The sequence below is a fragment of the Lentzea roselyniae genome (assembly GCF_039537795.1).
Taxonomy (GTDB): domain Bacteria; phylum Actinomycetota; class Actinomycetes; order Mycobacteriales; family Pseudonocardiaceae; genus Lentzea; species Lentzea atacamensis.
This window is the reverse complement of record NZ_BAABBE010000094.1, coordinates 1-4,824: the sequence shown is the minus strand read 5'-3', so window position 1 is coordinate 4,824 and position 4,824 is coordinate 1. Positions and strand designations below refer to the sequence as shown.

5 protein-coding genes and 1 tRNA gene are annotated in these 4,824 nt (G+C 66.4%); 4 read left to right on the top strand and 2 right to left on the bottom strand.

Features of this window, described 5'->3' with window-relative positions:
* Positions 1 to 113 precede the first annotated feature (113 nt).
* Together ABFX45_RS45815 and ABFX45_RS45810 are read left to right on the top strand one after the other, a co-directional pair.
* Positions 114 to 551, top strand: coding sequence for a hypothetical protein (locus ABFX45_RS45815; protein WP_346137366.1), 438 nt, complete (start codon positions 114 to 116; stop codon positions 549 to 551).
* Positions 552 to 575: 24 nt separating this feature from the next.
* Entirely contained in the window at positions 576 to 977 is a 402-nt protein-coding gene (locus ABFX45_RS45810) for a hypothetical protein (protein ID WP_346137365.1), read from the top strand.
* A 457-nt stretch (positions 978 to 1,434) separates the two neighbouring features.
* Here the strand turns inward: ABFX45_RS45810 and ABFX45_RS45805 are convergent.
* Positions 1,435 to 1,508, bottom strand: a tRNA-Thr gene (locus ABFX45_RS45805).
* A 108-nt stretch (positions 1,509 to 1,616) separates the two neighbouring features.
* Here ABFX45_RS45805 and ABFX45_RS45800 point away from each other — a divergent pair.
* On the top strand, positions 1,617 to 2,978 hold the full coding sequence (locus tag ABFX45_RS45800) for a hypothetical protein (protein WP_346137364.1): 1,362 nt from the start codon (positions 1,617 to 1,619) through the stop codon (positions 2,976 to 2,978).
* Here ABFX45_RS45800 and ABFX45_RS45795 read toward each other — a convergent pair.
* The gene (locus ABFX45_RS45795) at positions 2,932 to 4,140 is read right to left on the bottom strand and encodes a glycoside hydrolase family protein (protein WP_346137363.1); all 1,209 of its coding nucleotides are present in this window, start codon (positions 4,138 to 4,140) and stop codon (positions 2,932 to 2,934) included. The genes ABFX45_RS45800 and ABFX45_RS45795 overlap by 47 nt on opposite strands.
* A 137-nt stretch (positions 4,141 to 4,277) precedes the next feature.
* Here ABFX45_RS45795 and ABFX45_RS45790 point away from each other — a divergent pair, with 137 nt between their 5' ends.
* Positions 4,278 to 4,706, top strand: coding sequence for an SDR family NAD(P)-dependent oxidoreductase (locus ABFX45_RS45790; protein WP_346137362.1), 429 nt, complete (start codon positions 4,278 to 4,280; stop codon positions 4,704 to 4,706).
* Positions 4,707 to 4,824 lie beyond the last annotated feature (118 nt).

Below are 4,824 nucleotides of genomic sequence, written 5' to 3'. Positions count from 1 at the left end.
GGCGTTGGCGCGCCCTGCGGCACTTCACCACCAGCCCACGCAAGATCGGCCACATCGTCAAAGCCGCACTCGTACTCACCCATTTCGAGCACGGACGACTCACGTGAAACTCGTTGAGATCACGTCAGTGGCTGGAGAAATTCCTGCAGGACGAAGGGGCGGTCGGGTTCGTCAAGGGACTGCTCGGCCTCGTCGCGTTCGGCGCCGTGTTGTCCACCCTCTTCGGCCCGGTCGCGATTCGCACGGCGTTCGTGATCGGCGCAATCGTCCTGGTGCTCCTGCTCCTCGTCTACCTGACGGCCCGCGTCACCAAGCTCGAGGCGGAATCCCGCGAGTACCGCGCCCTGCTGTCCAAGTACTCGTACATGCTGATGGAGCTGCAACCCAGCCAGTTTGAAATCAAGGTGTGGGAGCAGGTCGCGGTCATCAAGGCCAATGGCGACACCCAGGAGTTCATCACGGTCAACGCCGTCATTCGCAACGCCGAGGCGAAGTTCTTCCGGCTGCGCTTCGGCCCTGGCTGGAACCAGCCGAAGTCGGTCCAGAAGTAGGTCAACGCGAAAGTGCGCAGCCTCATGGTCGACGGAAGCATGGGTCCGAGCTTTCTGGTCACGTCGCATTGGAGCGAGGACGGCAAGCTCGACGTGGTTTCCCACTTCCACTCACCCGCGGAAGTGGACAGTGAAATACGCCTGAAGATGGAGTGGACCTGGCCGAAGAAATGTGTGCCGCTGATGGTGCACAAGAAGCCGGACCCGTTCACGTTCTACTTCCGGCAACCGGTCGAACGCGCGACCTACACGATCATCCTGCCGCCGGGAGCCGAGGTGCACTGGGACGTGATCGCGCTCAACCGGCTCAGGGACGACTTCGAGATCACCAGGCGAACCGACGCGGGCCGCGTCGAGATCAAGCTGGCCATCAACAACCTGCCGGCGAACCGCCGGGCCGGCATGGTGCTGGAACTGCAGAGGTAGAACGGCCTGCACAAGCCGAACCCGAGACCGTGCAGGCCCCCTTGACGGGGCACAAAGCCCAGGTCAGCGACTCACTTGTCGCCGTTCTCGCAGCCCATGTACGACATGGTGTGCGTTCCTCCTTCTAGCTGTGAGGTGGTGCGCATCGAATCACCACGGCACGGGGCGGCAGTGGAGGCTCGCCGGACCCGCTGGTGGTTCATCGCGCGAAGGTCGGCGATGTTAACCACTGAGACCCAGCTCACCTTGAGCGCCCCACTGGAAGCACCTGGTCACCGCGTCTTCCACCGGGTACGAGCTTAGTCCGCTGTTCGGATTCCAGCCTGGCGTCCGGCTAAAACTTGACTCAGGGCTGGACCGCGACGTTGGAGACAGTGCAGCTCCACAAGCTCGTCACGAAGCTTGGGTATACAGAAAGACCCAGGTCAGGAAGCCTGACCTGGGTCTTATCTCACCGAGCCGCCTGTCGGAATCGAACCGACGACCTGCTCATTACGAGTGAGCCGCTCTGGCCGACTGAGCTAAGGCGGCGAGACGCGCTAACTATAGCGGGTCTGCAGACCCGTCACTCACGGGGGTCGGCTTCGTTGTACGGACCGTGACCGATGTCACCACCTCCTAGCCGCCGAGGAGTGGTTCATGCGCCGATCGTTGTCCGCGCCGCTGGCAGGGTTGTTGCTCGCGCTCGTCGCGGCGCCCGCGCTCGCGCAGCCGCCCACCACACCGGTGCCGGGGCCACGCGATCCGAACCAGCCGCCCGCGTCGGCGCCGAACGGGCCGCAACCACTTGCGCATGCTGTTGGTGATGCCGGGACCGGATTGAGTGTCGTGCGTCTTGGGCCTCAAGGGATGCCCACGAACACGATCCTTCCCGGGCTCGGTGACCAGCTGCCGAAGCAGTCCGTCACCGAGTTCGGGCTGGGGCTCGCCAGTGCACAGGTCAACACCGAGGCGTTCCTGAGCACCGAGCGGGTGGTCACGCAGGCCAGCCCGTTCGGCTTCGCGGTGGCGGGGCGGTCGCCGCAGTCGCCGGGAACGCTGGTGCAGACGGCGATTCCGGACAACCCGCAGCCCACGAACGGCGGGCTGCCGATTCCCGAGACGCCGCTCGGGAAGCTCCGGGTGCTCAACGGCAGCGTGCACGCGCGTTGGGACGAGAAGCTCGGGCCGTGCATCAGTCCGCTGGCGACGGCCAGGACGTCGCTCGCCGGGCTCGAGGTGCTGAGCGCGCTGCCGGCCGAAGTGCCGTTGCCGTCGAAGAGTCTCGTCAGCGTCCCGGACACGTTCGAGGCGAACTCCCAGGTGCGGCTCGTCGATCTGCCGGGCAGTAAGAACAAGGCGGTCGAGTCGACGTCGACCATGCGCGCGGTGAGCGTGGAGATCGCGGGTGGCATCAAGATCGACGTGGCCACGCCGCCGACGCTCACGGCCACCGCGACCGGGGACGAGAAGACGTCGAAGATCACCTACACGGCGCCGGTGCTGCGGGTCAGCCAGAACGGCAAGGAGCTCGGCACGCTCGACGCCGCGCACCCGACGCTGGACATCCCGTTGTTGCTGGACCTGGTCGTGATCAAGCTGCAGATCGCCGGGCTCAACGAGAAGAAGGCGAGCTTCACGGGCAACGGGTTCAGCGGGTTCCAGCTCGGGGCCACGGCTCGGATGCTCGACGTGCAGCTGTTGCCGACGGACAAGCTGAAACTGCCGAACCTGCCGACGGCACTCGCGCAGATCTCGCTCGGCGAGCAGATCGTGCGGGCCGCGGCGCCGCAGGGTGGCGTGATCTGCGGAACCACGCAGCCGCCGCAGACCCAGCAACCGGGTGGCGGGGCGGCGCCTCCGCAGCAGAAGACGCCGCTCGCCCACACCAACGCCGCGTACCAGTCGATCCCGCTGTTCTGGACCGGCACGGGGCTGCTGCTCGCGGGGGTGGTGCTGGTCGCCGCGCTGCCGGTCAGAGGTCGATCGCGCGTGCGAGCTCCCGGGGTTTCAGAACCCTGAGCAACGCCTCCATGAGGTAGTAGTCGCCGTAGGGCAGGGAAACCTCGATGCCGACCTCGATGCGCCGATTGCGGGTGCCGCGCGCCAGAATCGCCTCGTGCCGTTCGGAACGGGTCGTCAAACACGTGCGGCACAAGGCATCCAGGATGCGCAACGCGGCCAGCCGGTACGACAACCTGCCCGAGGCCTGCGCGAGGTCAATCAAGCCGCACGCCATGATGGCGCCCGCCGACGAGTCCTTGACGTCGTTGGGCGCCAACGGTGAGCGGTAGTCCCACACCGGAATGTGGTCCGGCGTAAGGGCATCCAGCGCGAAGTCGGCGAGTTTCCTCGCGGAGTCCAGGAACTCACGCCTGCGAGTGCGCCGGTACATCGTCGTGAAGCCGTAGATGCCCCAGGCCTGGCCACGCGACCAGCACGACGTCGGGCTGTAACCCTGGTTCGTGTTGGGGCCGATGTCCTCGCCGGTGTCCGGGTTGAAGTCGAAGACGTGCGGCGTGGAGCCGTCCGGCCGGATGAACTTGGCGCGCGTGGTCAGCGAGTGCGCCACCGCGATGTCCAGGAACCGCGGATCCCCGGTCTGCTCGGACGCGAACGCCAGCAGGTCGAGGTTCATCATCGTGTCCATGATCGCCCGGCCCGCGTTGTTCGGCGTGCCGAGCGCTCCCCACGCCCTGATGAAGCGGCCCTTCTCGTTGTACCGCTGGATCAACGACGACGCGGCCTGCACCGCACCGTCACGCCAGGAGACGTCACCGGTGAGCCGATACGCGGTCACCCACGACGGGTAGAACAGGAAGCCCAGGTCGTGGATCGACGTGTCGGTGCGCCGCGGGGACAGCCGCAGCGCCGACTCCACCGCCCACGTCCTGAACTGCTCGTCACCGCTGTCCAAGAAGGCGAGCCAGTGCATGCCGGGCCAGAACCCACCGACCCAGCCGCCGGAGTTGACGTAGATCCACTTCTCGAACTTGGTCTCCTCGGGGAACGAGGTGACGTTCGGCGCGACCTGGCGGAGTTTCCGCAGCGCGTAGTCCAGGGACTCCCGGAACAGCCGGTTCGAGGACGCTTCCGCGGCCGGCGCCAACCCGACACCCACCGAACTTGCGGCAGCCGCACCGAGCAGGGCTCTGCGGCTGAACGTCGTCTTTTGCTCGTACACCAATGGCCGCCTTTCCTCAGCCTGAACGGCTCCGGCGGCGTGGATCCGAAAGGCTTGTTCCAGTCAACGGAACGTTGTTCCATGTCGGTCGGTGCACATCGTGTCACTCCGCCGCCCCGATCGGAAGGCATCCCCAGATGCAAATCAGGCCTGCGGTGAACTTCTCGCTGGAAGGCAGGACAGCCCTCGTGACCGGCGCCCGCACCGGCATCGGCCGAGCCATCGCCAGAGGCCTCCACGAGGCCGGCGCGTCGTTGATCCTCGTGGGGCGCGGCGACCTGTCCGACGTGGCGCCGGCACTCACCACGGTATCGGTGGACCTCTCGGACCCCGCCTCGGTCGAGCCCGCGCTGGCGCCGGTCCTGCGCGACCAGGAGGTGGACGTCCTGGTCAACAACGCCGGGACCGTCCACCGCGGTCCGGCCGTCGACGTCCCGCTGTCCGACTGGCAGCGGGTGATGGCCGTCAACCTCGACTCCGCGTTCGAGATCTCGAAGCTCTGCGGCCGTCAGATGGTGGCCAGAGGCAGCGGCAAGGTCGTGAACATCGCGTCCATGCTGTCCTAATCAGTTCTGGGAGTGGCCATCCGGCACACTCCTGGTGGTAGCCGGCCGGCGGGTGAGCACTCTTTTGTCCTGGACGCCTGAGTCCTGCTGAAAGACAGTGCCCCTGCCGGTGGGCCGG

Bases quoted from the DNA above. Each gene is read 5' to 3' on its own strand.
- ABFX45_RS45810 (WP_346137365.1), top strand. From the start codon at position 576: ATGGTCGACGGAAGCATGGGTCCGAGCTTTCTGGTCACGTCGCATTGG.
- ABFX45_RS45800 (WP_346137364.1), top strand. From the start codon at position 1,617: ATGCGCCGATCGTTGTCCGCGCCGCTGGCAGGGTTGTTGCTCGCGCTC.
- ABFX45_RS45790 (WP_346137362.1), top strand. From the start codon at position 4,278: ATGCAAATCAGGCCTGCGGTGAACTTCTCGCTGGAAGGCAGGACAGCC.